Origin of the sequence: Massilia eburnea, from assembly GCF_009720745.1 — a bacterium.
GTDB lineage: Bacteria > Pseudomonadota > Gammaproteobacteria > Burkholderiales > Burkholderiaceae_D > Rugamonas > Rugamonas eburnea.
Genome location: NZ_WNKX01000001.1, coordinates 504,920 through 520,087, shown reverse-complemented (window position 1 = coordinate 520,087; position 15,168 = coordinate 504,920). Strand labels below are relative to the sequence as shown.

General features: G+C 61.1%; 9 protein-coding genes and 2 rRNA genes. 10 read left to right on the top strand and 1 reads right to left on the bottom strand.

Features of this window, described 5'->3' with window-relative positions; genetic code table 11:
* From GM658_RS02500 to GM658_RS02490, 3 genes are all read left to right on the top strand, one after another.
* Nucleotides 1-1,347: ribosomal RNA gene (locus GM658_RS02500) — 23S ribosomal RNA — on the top strand; the annotation flags it as partial.
* An 84-nt stretch (nucleotides 1,348-1,431) separates the two neighbouring features.
* Nucleotides 1,432-1,544, top strand: a 5S ribosomal RNA gene (gene rrf / locus GM658_RS02495).
* A 236-nt stretch (nucleotides 1,545-1,780) separates the two neighbouring features.
* The gene (locus GM658_RS02490) at nucleotides 1,781-3,502 is read left to right on the top strand and encodes a M4 family metallopeptidase (RefSeq protein ID WP_155452418.1); all 1,722 of its coding nucleotides are present in this window, start codon (nucleotides 1,781-1,783) and stop codon (nucleotides 3,500-3,502) included.
* Between the two features lie 65 nt (nucleotides 3,503-3,567).
* On the opposite strand, the gene GM658_RS02485 is transcribed toward GM658_RS02490, so the two are convergent.
* Nucleotides 3,568-4,263 (bottom strand): FadR/GntR family transcriptional regulator, encoded by a 696-nt coding sequence (locus tag GM658_RS02485; protein WP_155452417.1) that lies wholly within the window; start codon nucleotides 4,261-4,263, stop codon nucleotides 3,568-3,570.
* Between the two features lie 108 nt (nucleotides 4,264-4,371).
* Between GM658_RS02485 and GM658_RS02480 the strand changes: the two genes are divergently transcribed.
* The 7 genes from GM658_RS02480 to GM658_RS02450 all read left to right on the top strand — a co-directional run bounded on the left by GM658_RS02480 (nucleotide 4,372) and on the right by GM658_RS02450 (nucleotide 15,134).
* Complete coding sequence (locus tag GM658_RS02480) at nucleotides 4,372-5,175, top strand: (Fe-S)-binding protein (RefSeq protein ID WP_155452416.1); 804 nt, start codon at nucleotides 4,372-4,374, stop codon at nucleotides 5,173-5,175.
* A complete protein-coding gene (locus GM658_RS02475; protein WP_155452415.1) occupies nucleotides 5,172-5,873 on the top strand; it encodes a LutC/YkgG family protein in 702 nt (233 codons plus the stop codon). The genes GM658_RS02480 and GM658_RS02475 overlap by 4 nt, the downstream gene beginning before the upstream one ends.
* A complete protein-coding gene (locus tag GM658_RS02470; protein ID WP_155452414.1) occupies nucleotides 5,870-7,315 on the top strand; it encodes a LutB/LldF family L-lactate oxidation iron-sulfur protein in 1,446 nt (481 codons plus the stop codon). The genes GM658_RS02475 and GM658_RS02470 overlap by 4 nt, the downstream gene beginning before the upstream one ends.
* Before the next feature lie 53 nt (nucleotides 7,316-7,368).
* A complete protein-coding gene (locus tag GM658_RS02465) occupies nucleotides 7,369-9,081 on the top strand; it encodes a lactate permease LctP family transporter (protein WP_155452413.1) in 1,713 nt (570 codons plus the stop codon).
* Nucleotides 9,082-9,213: 132 nt separating this feature from the next.
* Nucleotides 9,214-10,920 (top strand): M4 family metallopeptidase, encoded by a 1,707-nt coding sequence (locus GM658_RS02460; protein ID WP_155452412.1) that lies wholly within the window; start codon nucleotides 9,214-9,216, stop codon nucleotides 10,918-10,920.
* Nucleotides 10,921-11,081: 161 nt separating this feature from the next.
* Nucleotides 11,082-12,779: a DUF418 domain-containing protein gene (locus GM658_RS02455; RefSeq protein ID WP_155452411.1), complete on the top strand. Its 1,698-nt coding sequence runs from the start codon at nucleotides 11,082-11,084 to the stop codon at nucleotides 12,777-12,779.
* Entirely contained in the window at nucleotides 12,780-15,134 is a 2,355-nt protein-coding gene (locus GM658_RS02450; RefSeq protein ID WP_155452410.1) for a penicillin acylase family protein, read from the top strand.
* Nucleotides 15,135-15,168: the final 34 nt, after the last annotated feature.

Below are 15,168 nucleotides of genomic sequence, written 5' to 3'. Positions count from 1 at the left end.
GAAGCAATCGGAAGTGGTTCCAAGAAAAGCCTCTAAGCTTCAGTCATACGAGACCGTACCGCAAACCGACACAGGTGGGCGAGATGAGTATTCTAAGGCGCTTGAGAGAACTCGGGAGAAGGAACTCGGCAAATTGGTACCGTAACTTCGGGATAAGGTACGCCTCGGTAGCTTGACCACTTTACTGTGGAAGGGCGAAAAGGTTGCAATAAACTGGTGGCTGCGACTGTTTAATAAAAACACAGCACTCTGCAAACACGAAAGTGGACGTATAGGGTGTGACGCCTGCCCGGTGCTGGAAGATTAAATGATGGGGTGCAAGCTCTTGATTGAAGTCCCAGTAAACGGCGGCCGTAACTATAACGGTCCTAAGGTAGCGAAATTCCTTGTCGGGTAAGTTCCGACCTGCACGAATGGCGTAACGATGGCCACACTGTCTCCTCCCGAGACTCAGCGAAGTTGAAGTGTTTGTGATGATGCAATCTACCCGCGGCTAGACGGAAAGACCCCATGAACCTTTACTGTAGCTTTGCATTGGACTTTGAACCAATCTGTGTAGGATAGGTGGGAGGCTTTGAAGTAGGGACGCCAGTTCCTATGGAGCCATCCTTGAAATACCACCCTGGTTTGTTTGAGGTTCTAACCTTGGTCCGTGATCCGGATCGGGGACAGTGCATGGTAGGCAGTTTGACTGGGGCGGTCTCCTCCCAAACGGTAACGGAGGAGTTCGAAGGTACGCTAGGTACGGTCGGACATCGTGCTAATAGTGCAATGGCATAAGCGTGCTTAACTGCGAGACCGACAAGTCGAGCAGGTACGAAAGTAGGACATAGTGATCCGGTGGTTCTGTATGGAAGGGCCATCGCTCAACGGATAAAAGGTACTCTGGGGATAACAGGCTGATTCCTCCCAAGAGTTCATATCGACGGGGGAGTTTGGCACCTCGATGTCGGCTCATCACATCCTGGGGCTGTAGCCGGTCCCAAGGGTATGGCTGTTCGCCATTTAAAGTGGTACGTGAGCTGGGTTTAAAACGTCGTGAGACAGTTTGGTCCCTATCTGCCGTGGGCGTTGGAAATTTGAAGGGGGCTGCTCCTAGTACGAGAGGACCGGAGTGGACGAACCTCTGGTGTACCGGTTGTCACGCCAGTGGCATTGCCGGGTAGCTAAGTTCGGAAGAGATAACCGCTGAAAGCATCTAAGCGGGAAACTTGCCTTAAGATGAGATTTCCCGGAGCCTTGAGCTCCTTGAAGGGTCGTTCGAGACCAGGACGTTGATAGGTCAGGTGTGGAAGTGCAGTAATGCATTAAGCTAACTGATACTAATTGCCCGTACGGCTTGTCCCTATAACCTTGACGGTTATGTAGCACTTACCCGTGTTTGAGAACACTACCCCATTTTTACTTCTTCCGGATTGTTGACAAGTCATGCCTGATGACCATAGCAAGTCGGTCCCACCCCTTCCCATCCCGAACAGGACCGTGAAACGACTCTGCGCCGATGATAGTGCTGCAACCAGTGTGAAAGTAGGTTATCGTCAGGCTCTTATTAGAAAAGCCCGCTAGGCATGTGCCAGCGGGCTTTTTGCTTTCCGGCTTGCGGAAACCGAAAGTAACAAGCCCGTCCTCCTTTTGAAAGTCTCACCCGAGACTTTCGTCATGAAACTGTCTTAATTCGCAGAATTTTTGACTTGCCCCTCGGTAACCAGATAACGTTCCCGCCGATTCGACAAAATCGGATCGCTAAAACTAAATCCTACTAGGGAATAAAGGAGCAAGAATGAAAGTTCGCAAGACCCTGATCGCTACCGCGATCGCTTTGGTTGCCGCACAAGCCAGTGCTACCAGCATGATGGCTGGCCCGGTAGCTTTCTCCGCACAGGAAAAGGCGCGCCTGATCTCGACCCTGAACGGCGAGCGCGGCAAATTTGGCCTGGATACCAACCACGGTTACACCATCGCGTCCCAGCACCCAGGTGCTGCCGGCCAGGCGATCAGCCGCATGAACCACACCTTCAAAGGCGTGCGTATTTTTGAATCCGAGTCCGTGATCGTCACCGACAAAGGCGGCAACATCATCGGCGAGTCCGCGACCGATCGCCGTGGCGGCCTGTCGGCCCTGCGCTTCGACGTGAAGCCAACCCTGACCGGTTCCGATGCAATTGCCAAGGCGAAGAAGAACATCGCAGCCGGCACCGACATCGATCCGCCATCGGCTGAGCTGATCATCTACCCAGTCATGAAGACCGTGCGTGTCGCCGGCGCCGAGAGCAAGGCCGAAGCCGACTTGAACGCAGCGGACGTAAAAGACGTGGTGGACAGCTACAAGCTGGCTTACCTGGTGAAGACCCGTATGTCCAAGGGCCAGGAAGCCGTATTCCACAACACCATCGTGAGCGCCAAGGACGGCAGCGTGCTGGACCAGTGGAGCATGCTGCAGAGCGTAGTTGGCACCGGCCATAGCCAGTACAACGGCGACGTGCCTATCCAGACCACCCTGGTTGGCACCACCTACAAGATGCTGGATTCGACCCGCGGCGTCGGCGGCCAGTTCGGCGGCATGGCGATCACCGATGCGAACCACGCTTCGACCTCCAACCCAACCCCAGGCGTGATCTACGTCAACAGCACCAACGTGTGGGGCGATGGCCAGAACTACAACGGCGGCAGCGACACCAACGCCAACGGCCAGACCGCTGCAGTGAACGCGCTGTGGGGCCTGATGAATACCTACGACACGATGAACAACGTGATCGGCTGGAAGTCGCTGGACGGTAACAACACCGCGACCTACATCGCCGTGCACGTCGGCACCGCTTACGACAACGCCTTCTACACCGACACCTGCAAGTGCATGTACATCGGCGACGGTTCCAGCTTCTACAGCCTGGGTTCGATCGACGTGATCGGCCACGAAATGGGCCACGGCGTAACTGCCTCGACCTCCAACCTGACCTACAAGGGCGAATCCGGCGGCCTGAATGAATCCTCGTCCGACATCAACGGCGAATCCGTGGAAGCCTACGCACGCAACGGCGGCACAGGCACCGTCATCAATCCAGGCAACGACTGGGTGATGGGCAAGGAAATCTCGAAGACCGGCACCCCGCTGCGCTGGCTGTACAAGCCAAGCAAGGATGGCAAGAGCCCAGATGCATGGAGCACCAGCCTGAAGCGCCTGGATCCGCATTACTCCAGCGGTCCTAACAACCGCATGTTCTACTTCCTGGCCATGGGCTCCAGCTCCACCACCACCAGCGACTACTACTCCAAGTACCTGGTGCAGGCGCCTACGAACATGACAGGTATCGGCATCGACAAGGCATACCGCATCTGGTTCAAGGCCAATACCACCAAGCTGACCTCGGGCTCGACGTATCTTGACGCGCGCAACGCTGTTGTAGCAGCGGCACAGGAACTGTACGGCGTGGGCAGCGTGGAAGCAAAAGCGGCCATGCGCGCTTATGCAGCAATCAACGTGGGCGCCGACGTGGCTGAATAAGCTGCGCGTTCTCCCGTTTGATAACCGCCAGGACAACCTGGCGGTTTTTTTACTGGTTGGACCAGTTAAGTCATTTCCAGCTTGCCAGCCACGTAGTCGATGTGTGCTTGCATTGCCGTGCGGGCTGCCTCCGGCTTGCGGGTGCAAATGGCTTGGCAGATCGCGCGGTGCTGCTGCAGGAGTTGGGCCGACACTTCAGCATCCAGAGCTCGCAGGTTGGATCCGTTCAGCGTGATGTGCTCGCGCAGAATCCCCAGCACGCTCGCATGCAAATGCAGGAACATGCTGTTGTGCGATGCCAGTGCGATTGCCTCGTGCAGCTGTGCATCGAGCGCCGCTTCTGTCGCGGCGTCATCATCGACGCGCGACTTTTCCAGGCCCGCCAGCAGTGAACGGATGCCTGCGTATTCATCTTCAGTGCCGCGCAGCGCGGCGTAATAGGCGGTTGCGCCCTCCAGTACACGGCGAAATTCCAGGACGTCGCTCAGAAGGGCAGGCTGGTCCACCACCAGTTGCGCCCATGGCGATGAGGTGCTGGTACGCAGCTGGTCGCCCACGTACACGCCTGCGCCTGGGCGGCTGCGCAGCAGTCCGCGTGCCACCATCCTTTGCAGCGCTTCACGAATCGTGTTGCGTGATACCGAAAACTGCTCCGCGAGCGTGCGTTCGGAAGGCAGCTTGCTGTTGGCCGGATAACGCCCGTCCAGCAGCGCAACCTCAAGTTGGCGTTGCACTTCTTCTACCAGCCCGTTCGTTTTCATCGTGATCATCCCCTTTTTCGGCTACTGGTCCGACCAGTTTGCCGTGCCGCCAGCATGCGGGAATTATGGGACTTGTCGACGGAATAAGCAAAACGGAGGAGACGCGACATGAAGCCCCGACAATATCCAGCGCTGGCGGGCCAGCGCAATGTGCATGTGTACCTGTTCGGTACCTGTGTGATCGACCTGTTCATGCCGGAAGCAGGCCTGGACGCAGTGCGCCTGCTGGAACATGCTGGCGTGACCGTGCACTATCCGCGCGGCCAGAGCTGCTGCGGGCAGCCTGCCTACAGCAGCGGCAATCCCGAGCAGGCGCGCGAGGTGGCGCGTGCGCAGCTCCATCTCTTCCCGGAGCCCTGGCCTGTTATCGTGCCTTCCGGTTCCTGCGCCGGCATGATGCGGCACCACTGGCCCGAACTGTTCGGGGACGATCCGCAGGCCGCAGCCAGGGCGCGCGAGCTGGCAGAGCGCATCTACGAGTTGAGCGAATTCCTGCTGCACGTGCTGCACGTCGATTACCAGGCTGCGCCCGCGCAAGCCGATGAACGTGTGGTGCTGCACACATCCTGCGGGGCGCGCCGCGAAATGGGCACGCGCGAACATGGCGTGGCATTGCTTGACGCGCTGCCCGGCGTGACCCGCGTTGAGCACCAGCGCGAGTCTGAGTGCTGTGGTTTTGGCGGCACATTCTCGCTTAAACATCCTGATATTTCGGGCGCCATGGTCGCGGACAAAGTGGCATCGGCCTGCGCGACGGGCTGCACCCGGCTGGTCTCCGCCGATTGCGGCTGCCTGCTCAATATCGGCCACGCAGCGCAGCGCCAAAAGGCGCCACTGCAGGTGGAGCACCTGGCAAGCTTCCTTTGGCGCCGCGTCAACGGTGAGCAGGCTGCGAAGGAGGGCGTCCAATGAGCGGCATCGGCGCCCGCGAGCGCATCCTCGGCGCGCTGCGCTCCTCAGCGCCGCTTCCAACGCTGGACAGCCGCGAGCTCGAAGCTCGGATCAACCGGCACCACGCACAAGGTAGCTTGCGCGGCGCTTCGCCCATGCAGCGCGCGGACGTGATGGAGCGGATCATGACTTCGGTGCGCACGCAAGTCTTTCGCTGCGACGCCGCGGGCTGGCCGGCGCTGATGGCTGCCAAACTGGCGCAGGCGGGCGTGCAGCGGCTGCTGCTGGACCGCGCCAGCGTGGAAGGCGCCGCGCTGGCCGCCGCACTGCCGTCCGCCGTCCAAACGATCCCGTTTTCGCAGCCGCTGGAAGCATGGAAAGGCATCCTGTTCTCCAGTATCGACGCCGGTTTTACGGTAGCCCGTTCCGGTATCGCCGCCACCGGCACGCTGGTGCTGGCGCCCGATGCCGGCTCACCGCGCACCGTTTCGCTGGTGCCGCCGCTGCATGTGGCGCTCGTCTATGCGAGTACCCTGCATGCCGATCTGCACGCAGCCATGCACGCTGAGGGCTGGAGCGCCGGCATGCCGACCAACCTGGTGCTGGTATCGGGGCCTTCAAAGACATCGGATATCCAGCAAACACTGGCTTACGGCGCACACGGCCCGGCCGCACTATGGGTGGTGATTGTGGATGACGCGCAACAGGAGCAGGCATGAACGCACGACCGATGCATTTTGTTTCGCCAGCCGATTTCCGCGAACGCGTGAGCAGTGCCCTGCAGGACCAGAACCTGCGCACCAGCATGCGCGGAGCGATGGACTTCCTGCAGGCCAAGCGCACTACGCAGTTTCCTGACGCCGACGAGCTGGAGCAGCTGCGCGACCTGGGCGAAGCGATCCGCCAGCACGCCTTGGCCAACCTGCCGGACTTGCTGGTGCAATTCGAGGCAAAACTGCAGGCGCTCGGCGTCCATGTGCACTGGGCTGCGACTGCGGACGAGGCCAACGCCATCATCCATGGCATCGCGCAACGGCGGCGAGCACGCAGCATCGTCAAAGGCAAGTCGATGGCGAGCGAAGAGGTGGAGCTGAACCACTACATGTCCGAACGGGGCATCAGCTGTGTCGAATCCGATATGGGCGAATATATCGTGCAGCTGGCCGAAGAAAAACCCTCGCACATCGTCATGCCGGCCCTGCACAAAACGCGCGCCGACATTGGCGCACTGTTCGAGCGGCACCTGCCGGATACGCCTTACACCGAAGACGTCGACACCCTGATCCTCGCCGGCCGGCGTGCTCTTCGCAGGAAGTTCGCAGAAGCCGACATCGGCCTTTCGGGTGTCAACTTCGCCGCCGCCGATACCGGCACGCTATGGCTGGTGGAGAACGAGGGCAATGGCCGCTTGTCGACGACCGTGCCGGATGTGCATATCGCCCTGATGGGTGTGGAGAAGGTGGTGGCGAAGCTTGAGCACATCGTGCCGCTCGCAAGCCTGCTTACGCGCTCGGCCACCGGCCAGGCCATTACTACTTACTTCAACCTGATCACCGGTCCGCGCCGCGCCGGCGAGCTCGATGGCCCGCGTGAAATGCACGTGGTGCTGCTCGATAACGGCCGTACCCAAGCCTATGCCGACCAGCAGCTGCGCGCGACCCTTCAATGCATCCGCTGCGGCGCCTGCATGAACCACTGCCCGGTCTATGAACGCGTAGGCGGGCACGCCTACGGCACCACCTATCCGGGCCCGATCGGCAAGGTTATTTCACCGCATTTGCTCGGACTGGAGGAGACCGCCGACCTGGTGACGGCCTCCAGCCTGTGCGGCGCTTGCGGCGAAGTATGCCCGGTGCGGATCCCCATCCCAGCACTGCTGGTGCGGCTGCGCACGGAAGCCAACCGCGACCCGGCGCAGCCGGTCGACCGCCCGCTGCGCGGACAGGGCGCCAACTTCAGCCGTGGCGAACGGGTGGTGTGGCGCTTCTGGAGCGGCGCTTTTGCGCGGCCCGCGGTGTATCGCTGGTTCCGCTGGGCGGCAACCCGCCTGCGAGCCTTTGCGCCGTCCAGCCAGTTGGGCTGGACCCGCCACCGTACGCCGCTGGTACCGGCCAAGCGCAGCCTGGCCGACCTGCTGCGGGAAAGGGGGCAGGCGGAATAAGGCTTTCTTGAAAACGGCATAAGAATAATTTCAAACCCTTGGAGGAGTACACAATGCAAACCTGGAACCAGATCTATGCCCCGTTGGGCACTCTATGGCTATCGGCCCTGGTGGCCGCCATACCGATTCTTTTCTTCTTTATCGCGCTGGCTGTTTGGCGCATCAAAGGCCACATTGCCGCCGCCGTGACGCTTGCGCTTGCGCTGGCCGTCGCGATCTTCGCCTATGGCATGCCGGTGCCGCAGGCGCTGGCCGCCGCAGGCTTCGGCTTTGCTTACGGCCTGTGGCCCATCGCGTGGATCATCATCAGTGCGGTGTTCCTGTACAAGGTGGTTGAACGTACCGGCCAGCTTGAGATTATCCGCGCCTCGGTGGTGTCGATCACGGACGACCAGCGCCTTCAGATGCTGCTGATTGGCTTTTCGTTCGGCGCCTTCCTGGAAGGTGCGGCAGGCTTCGGCGCGCCGGTGGCCATCACCTCTGCGCTGCTGGTCGGGCTGGGCTTCAATCCGCTCTATGCGGCCGGCTTGTGCCTGATCGCCAATACTGCGCCGGTTGCTTTCGGCGCCATGGGCATTCCCATTATTGTGGCAGGGCAGGTGACTGGCATCGATGCGATGACCATCGGCGCAATGGCCGGACGCCAGTTGCCGCTGCTGTCGCTGGCGGTGCCGTTCTGGCTGGTGTTCATGATGGACGGTAAGCGCGGCGTGAAGGAGACCTGGCCTGCCGCGCTGGTGGCTGGCGGCAGCTTTGCCGTGACGCAGTACATCACGTCCAACTACATTGGACCGGAACTGCCGGACATTACTTCCGCCCTGGTCAGCCTGGGCGCGCTGACCGGCTTCCTGAAGGTATGGCAGCCTGCCAGCGCCAAGGCTGGCGCCCGCAGCACCATTTCGATGGGCGGCGGCACGGCGGCATTGTCCCCATTCGGCGGCGCCGCACCAGCGGGCAATGAACCGCGCAGCCGCAGCAAATCGCCTTACACCGCTGCGCAGACGGTACGCGCCTGGGCCCCCTTCGGCTTGCTGACTGCCGTGGTCACGGTATGGAGCCTGCCGCAGTTCAAGGCGCTGTTTGCGGCCAAAGGGGCGTTGGCTGGCACAGTGCTGAAATTCCATGTGCCATACCTGGACATGCTGGTCATGAAAATGACGCCGATCGTCGCCGCGCCCAAGGCTTACGAAGCGGTCTACAAGCTGGACCTGCTGTCGGCCGTCGGCACGGCGATCCTGCTGTCGACGCTGATGTCGATGGTGCTGCTGCGCTTTAGCCCCGCCAAGGGCTTGCGTGCCTTGCGCGACACGGTGCTGGAACTGCGCCGTCCGGTGCTGTCGATTGGCCTGGTGCTGGCGTTCGCGTTTGTCGCCAATTACTCCGGCATGTCCTCTACCCTGGCGCTGGTACTGGCCGGCACCGGCGCAGCATTCCCGTTCTTCTCGCCATTCCTCGGCTGGCTGGGTGTATTCCTTACCGGTTCCGACACTTCGTCGAACGCCTTGTTCTGCTCCCTGCAGAATACGACCGCGCACCAGGTCGGGGTCTCCGATACCTTGCTGGTGGCGGCCAACACCACCGGCGGCGTGACCGGCAAGATGATTTCGCCGCAGTCAATCGCCGTGGCTTGCGCGGCCACCGGCCTGGTGGGACGGGAAGCAGAATTGTTCCGTTTTACGCTCAAGCACAGTCTGCTCTTTGCCGCCATCGTCGGGCTCATGACGCTCTTGCAGGCCTATGTGCTGACCGGAATGGTGCCGGGATGAAATAAATGCCCTCAGGAATTAGCTCAGCGGTGTGTTGCGTTTAAGTGCTAACACTTCTGGTAACTGTTTGACATTTAAAATTTGTCAATATATCGTCGATTGTCCCAACAACCTGAATCGGAAGGGGACGTAATGATGCTACGTAAAACGATGATCGCCGCTGCGATCGCACTGTGCGCGCAATCGGGCTTTGCCGCCGCCATGCCTGCCCAGGCCAATGCCAGCCTGATGGCAGAGCTGGCGCATGAGCGTGCCGGCAAGGGCCTCGATAGCGACCACGGCTTTGTGATCGACCGCCAACACCCAGGGCAGCAGGACAAGGTGATCACGCGTCTGAGCCACACCTACAAAGGGATCCGCATCTTCGAATCGGAGGCGGTGGTGGTGTCGGACAATCGCGGCCACATCATCAGCCAATCCATGGCTGACCGCCGCGGGGGAATTGCGAAGTCCGGCGTTGCGAACAAGAGGGCATCGATCAGCAGCCAGGCCGCAATCGATGCCGCCATCCGCAGTGTCGGCGGCGCAGGCGTCCACGATGTGGCGCCTAGCGCTGAAACCATCTACTACCCGGTCATGAAAACGCAACGCGTGCCTGCAGCCGCCAACAAGGCCGAGGACGCATTGAATGCGATGGACCTGGAGGACGTGGTTGACGGCTATCGCCTGGCCTACCTGGTGCAGACCCGCATGAACCGCGCCGGCAAACCGGTCTACCACAATACCATCGTGGACGCTTCCAATGGCGCGGTGCTCCAGCAATGGAGCATGGTGCACACCGCAACGCCGACCATCGGTAGCGGCAAGAGCCAGTACAACGGCACCGTGCCGATCGCCACCAGCTACACTGGCAGCCAATACCAGATGATCGACCTGACGCGCGGCACCGGCGGCGTCTACGGCGGCATGGCCATCACCAATGCCAACCATGGCACCAGCGCCGGCGCCCTGTACGTGGACCCGGACAATACCTGGGGCGATGGCCAGCAGTATATTGCCGGCGGTTCCACGACCAACGACAATGGCCAGACCGCTGCCGTCAACGCCCTGTGGGGCTTGATGAACACCTACGACACGATGAAAAACGTGCTGGGCTGGCAGTCGCTGGATGGGCATAACACGGCAACCTATATCGCCGTGCACGTCAACACCGCCTACGACAATGCCTACTACACCGACACCTGCAAATGCATGTTCATCGGCGATGGCGGCACCTACTTCAACAACCTCGGTTCGAACGACGTGATCGGCCACGAAATGGGGCACGGCGTCACAGCAGCGACGTCCAACCTTACTTATCGCGGCGAGTCCGGCGGCCTGAATGAGTCCTCGTCCGACATCAACGGCGAGGCGGTGGAAGCCTATGCACGCAATGGCGGCACCGGCAGCGTGGTCCCAGCAGGGAAGAACGACTGGATGGTCGGCCAGGAAATCGCGAAGGATGGCCAGCCGCTGCGCTGGTTCTGGAAACCATCCAAGGATGGCGCAAGCCCGGATGCATGGAGCCGCAAACTGCGCAACCTCGACGTGCATTATGCGAGCGGCCCTAACAACCGCATGTTCTATTTCCTGTCGATGGGGTCCAGCTCCAACAAGAGCTCGGAGATGTACAGCCAGTACCTGACCAACGGCGCCATGACCGGCGTTGGCATCGACCATGCATACCGCATCTGGTTCCATGCCAACACCACCAAGTTCACTTCCTCTACCAACTACGCAAATGCGCGTACGTTGATGAAAGCCTCGGCTGAGGAGCTGTATGGGGTCGGCAGCGCCGAAGCGAAGGCCGTGCAGCGCGCCTACGCAGCAATTAACGTAGGTAGCGACATCGCCCCTTAAGCGAACGCCAGCGTCATTGGGGCCCGCTTCGCAATTGCAAGCGGGCCTTTTTGCATTTTGTCCCCCATATTCGGCATTTCGTCGCACAATCGCCTTAGGTTTTGCTTAACCCCAGTACGATCCATGAGTCGCAACTTCGTTTACAACAAAGGATAACGATAATGGACAGGACGAGCTTTTCCCCTACAGAAGGCAATGAACGCATCGAAGCGCTTGATGTGGTACGAGGCTTTGCACTGATCGGCATTTGCATCATGAATGTCGAGTACTTCAACCGCGCCATCTCCGATATGGGCGGCATTCCGGCGAAATTCACCGGACTTGATTTCGTCATCAGCTTCATCACGCAGTACTTTGTGACCGGCAAGTTCTGGACCATCTTCTCCCTGCTGTTCGGCATGGGCTTCGCCGTCATGCTCACGCGCGCCAACAAAGCCGGGCGCAGCTTCCTGGTACCGTACATGCGTCGTATTGCCGCACTTGCGGTGTTTGGCGCATGCCACCACATCTTCATCTGGTCGGGCGACATCCTGTTCAGCTATGCCGTGAGCGCGGCGGGCCTGCTGATTGTCCTGTTCGGACGACCGAAATATATTGTCACGGCCATTGTGCTGTTGCTGCTGGTTGGCTTCGCCCCGAATATGGGCGTGATGGCTGGTCTCTACTCGGAGAAGTCGGCGCCGGACCTGGGCGTGCTGCTCGGGATGGCGGCAAGCCTGACCTTCTTCTCGTTTATCGCGTGGTGGCTGCGCGGTGAGCAGGATGTCAAGAAACTCGATGTTCCGGTAGTGGGCCTGGTGATACTCGTTGCCGGCATCCTCGCCACGATTGCCGGGGTCGCGATCTGGTTCATGCCTCAACTGCCACGTCCCCTGCGCTTGTCGCTGCCTGTCATCGGCATCGCGCTAACTGCGGTGGGCATCCTGACCTGCAAATTCCATGAGCCGAAGTCTGAGCGTCCGTGGCGCCTTGGCGCCGGCATGTACGTGCTCGCCTTTACCATCATGACGGGTGTTGGCGCCATGCGGTATATGTTGCCGGAGAAACCGGTGGCACAGGCATCCGCCTCCGCTCCTGCAACCGCCGCGGAGGCCAAGGCCGCCAAGGCGAAGGCCGAACGCAAGGCTGAAGTTGCAAAACGTCTGAAGGAGCGTGACGAGGAAGTGAAAAAAGAGATCAAAGTGTCCACCACGGGCACTTATGGCGAACACCTGGTCCTGCGTGCGAATCACTTTGCTGAAAATGCTCCAGGCGAACTTGGCTTCGCACCTATCGTGGTCGGCATGTTCTTGCTTGGCTATTGGTTTGTACGCAAGGGCATCATGGAAAACACCCGTGCGCACCTGCCGCTGTTCCGCAAACTGGCCATGTTTGGCCTGCCGTTGGGCATCGGCCTGGGGCTGCTTGGGGCGGCGATCTGCATGTATCCGGTTCGAGGCTCCGATGGCGCGGACGGCGGTCAGCTCGCGATGGGGCTGCTCATGCTGGGCAACCTCCCAGCCTGCCTCGGCTATGTCAGCCTGGTGATCCTTATGTTGCATAGCAATTCGGTGTTCTCCAAGATCCGCGTCCTGGCGCCGCTTGGCCGCATGGCCTTGACCAATTACCTGACGCAGTCCCTGGTCGGCGCGATCTATTATTTTGGCTGGGGCTTCGGACACTTCGGCGTCAGCCGCGCCCACCAGATGGCTTATGTGGCCTGCCTCATCGTACTGCAAGTGGCGTTCAGCCACTTCTGGCTGGCCCGCTTCCGCTATGGCCCGATGGAGTGGCTATGGCGTGCCATCACCTACTGGACCATTCCGCGCATGGCGCTGGATAAGCCGACCGGTGTGCCGGCTGTGGCGGGAGGAGTTTGATTGGCTAGACTGGCGCTTGCCTTCGTACTCTTGCTGGGCGCAGGCAGCGCCCGCGCCGAAACCCTGGAAGTGGCGGGCCTGCGCCAGCCGGCCCGCATCCAGGTAGACAAGTGGGGGGTGCCCCATATCTATGCTGGCGACAGCAGCGACCTGTACTTCGTGCAGGGCTTCAATGCCGCCCGCGACAGGTTGGCGCAAATCGACTTGTGGCGGCGGCGGGGCCTTGGGCGCATGTCGGCGGTATTCGGCCCGTCTTACGTCGAGCAGGACCGGGCTGCGCGCCTGTTCCTGTACCGCGGCGATATGGACGCGGAATGGAAGGCTTACGGCGGCGACGCGCGGGAAGTGAGCGAGCGTTTCGTTTCCGGCATTAATGCCTATATCGATCTTCTCGAACGCAAGCCGGAATGGCTTCCATTCGAATTCCGCCAGTTTTCCTACAAACCTGAGAAGTGGGCGGCGGAAGACGTGGTACGCATACGCAGCCATGGCCTTACCCGCAACCTGCTGCAGGAATTCGAGCGGGCGCACGTTGCCTGCAACGCCAGCCTGGAGGCGGACCAGATTCGCGCCAGGCTGTCGCCCCCGTGGGTGACGCGTATTCCCGAAGGGCTGGATCCCTGCTTTCCGGATAACGCGCTGGACGTATTCTTCCTGGCGACATCGCCTGCCCGCGTGCTGCGCAAGCCGGGCAAGGCCGACCTGGCGGCTGCCGATGCGCAGCGCATGGAAGGCAGCAACAACTGGGTCATTTCGCCTGCACGCAGCGCGACGGGGCGGCCGATACTCGCCAATGATCCGCACCGATCTTATGCCGCGCCTTCCTTGCGCTACATCGTTCACCTGAGCGCACCGGGGCTCGATGCAATCGGGGCAGGGGAGCCGGCCTTGCCGGGCATCTCAATCGGCCACAATGGCCGCATCGCATTTGGGCTGACCATCTTCAGCATCGACCAGGAAGACCTGTACGTCTACCAGACCAACCCGGACAATCCGCGCCAATATCGTTATCAGGGCAAATGGGAGGATTTCCGCGTAGTGAAGGAAAGCGTACCGTTGCCGGGCGGCCGTTCCACACCAGTGGAATTGCTCTTCACGCGCCATGGTCCGGTGATTTTCGAAGAGCCTGGAAAGAGGCGTGCGCTGGCCGTGCGCAGCGCGTGGACGGCGCCCGGCACCGCACCGTACTTCGGCAGCATCGACTATATGCGCGCCCAGAATATGTCGCAGTTCAGGGACGCCATGGCGCGCTGGGGCGCGCCGGCGGAGAACCAGGTCTATGCCGACACTGCCGGCAATATCGGCTGGGTTGCCGGCGGCATGGCTCCCCAGCGGCCCAATTGGGACGGTTTGCTGCCGGTGCCGGGCGACGGCCGCTACGAGTGGCGCGGCTTCCTCGACGGACGCAAGCTGCCCTCGCAATTCAACCCGAAGCAGGGCTGGTTTGCCAGCGCCAATGAAATGAACCTGCCTGCTTCCTTCCCTTACAAGGAGTACAAGCTGGGCTTCGAATGGGCCGAGCCGTCGCGCGCCCAGCGTATCGCCGAGGTGCTGGGCAAGCCAGGCAAGGTCGGAATTGAGGACATGCAGCGCCTTCAAAACGACCTGGTGTCGGTTCCGGCGCGGCGCTTGTTGGCGGTCCTCAAGCAAATGAAGTCGCACGACGCCGGTGTGCAGGCGGCGCTGCGCCTGCTGGGCGGCTGGAATGCGGAGGTAAGGCCCGAGTCGCCGGCTGCCGCGCTGTTCGAAGTGTGGTGGTCGCGCCATCTCGGCGAGGCTTTCAAGACTGCCCTGCTCGGCAAGGCCGCAGCCAGCACAATGGGAGCGCCCGATACCACGGTGCTGCTGGAGACCCTCGAGCGTCCGGCCGCGCGCTTTGGCAGGAACGCCAACGCGCGGCGCGACCGCGTGGTGCTGGACAGCCTGGCCGCCGCCTGGGCCGAAATGGTGCGCCTGCAAGGCGGCGATCCGGCCCGCTGGGCCTGGGGCAAGCTGCAATTCAGCTACTTCATGCACCCGATGTCGCAGGCGGTCGACGCGGCCACGCGCGCCAAACTGGATGTCGGACCACTGCCGCGCGGCGGCAGTGCGCACACCGTCAACCAGTCCGGCTACCATCCGGCCAACTTCTGGCAGATCAACGGCGCTTCGTTCAGGGTGGTGATTGACGTCGGCGGATGGGATAATTCACGCGCAATGAATACGCCCGGCCAGTCCGGCGACCCGGGCAGCCCGCATTACCGCGACCTGGCGCAGGACTGGGCGATGGGTTCCTACTTCCCGCTGCTGTACACGCGCAAAGCGGTGGATGCGGCGACGGAAAAAACAATTGAGCTGGTGCCTGCGCGGCGCTGAGCCTGGAGGAAGAAATACATGATGTGCGATGGAT

Bases quoted from the DNA above. Each gene is read 5' to 3' on its own strand.
- GM658_RS02490 (WP_155452418.1), top strand. From the start codon at position 1,781: ATGAAAGTTCGCAAGACCCTGATCGCTACCGCGATCGCTTTGGTTGCC.
- GM658_RS02485 (WP_155452417.1), bottom strand. From the start codon at position 4,263: ATGAAAACGAACGGGCTGGTAGAAGAAGTGCAACGCCAACTTGAGGTT.
- GM658_RS02480 (WP_155452416.1), top strand. From the start codon at position 4,372: ATGAAGCCCCGACAATATCCAGCGCTGGCGGGCCAGCGCAATGTGCAT.
- GM658_RS02475 (WP_155452415.1), top strand. From the start codon at position 5,172: ATGAGCGGCATCGGCGCCCGCGAGCGCATCCTCGGCGCGCTGCGCTCC.
- GM658_RS02470 (WP_155452414.1), top strand. From the start codon at position 5,870: ATGAACGCACGACCGATGCATTTTGTTTCGCCAGCCGATTTCCGCGAA.
- GM658_RS02465 (WP_155452413.1), top strand. From the start codon at position 7,369: ATGCAAACCTGGAACCAGATCTATGCCCCGTTGGGCACTCTATGGCTA.
- GM658_RS02460 (WP_155452412.1), top strand. From the start codon at position 9,214: ATGATGCTACGTAAAACGATGATCGCCGCTGCGATCGCACTGTGCGCG.
- GM658_RS02455 (WP_155452411.1), top strand. From the start codon at position 11,082: ATGGACAGGACGAGCTTTTCCCCTACAGAAGGCAATGAACGCATCGAA.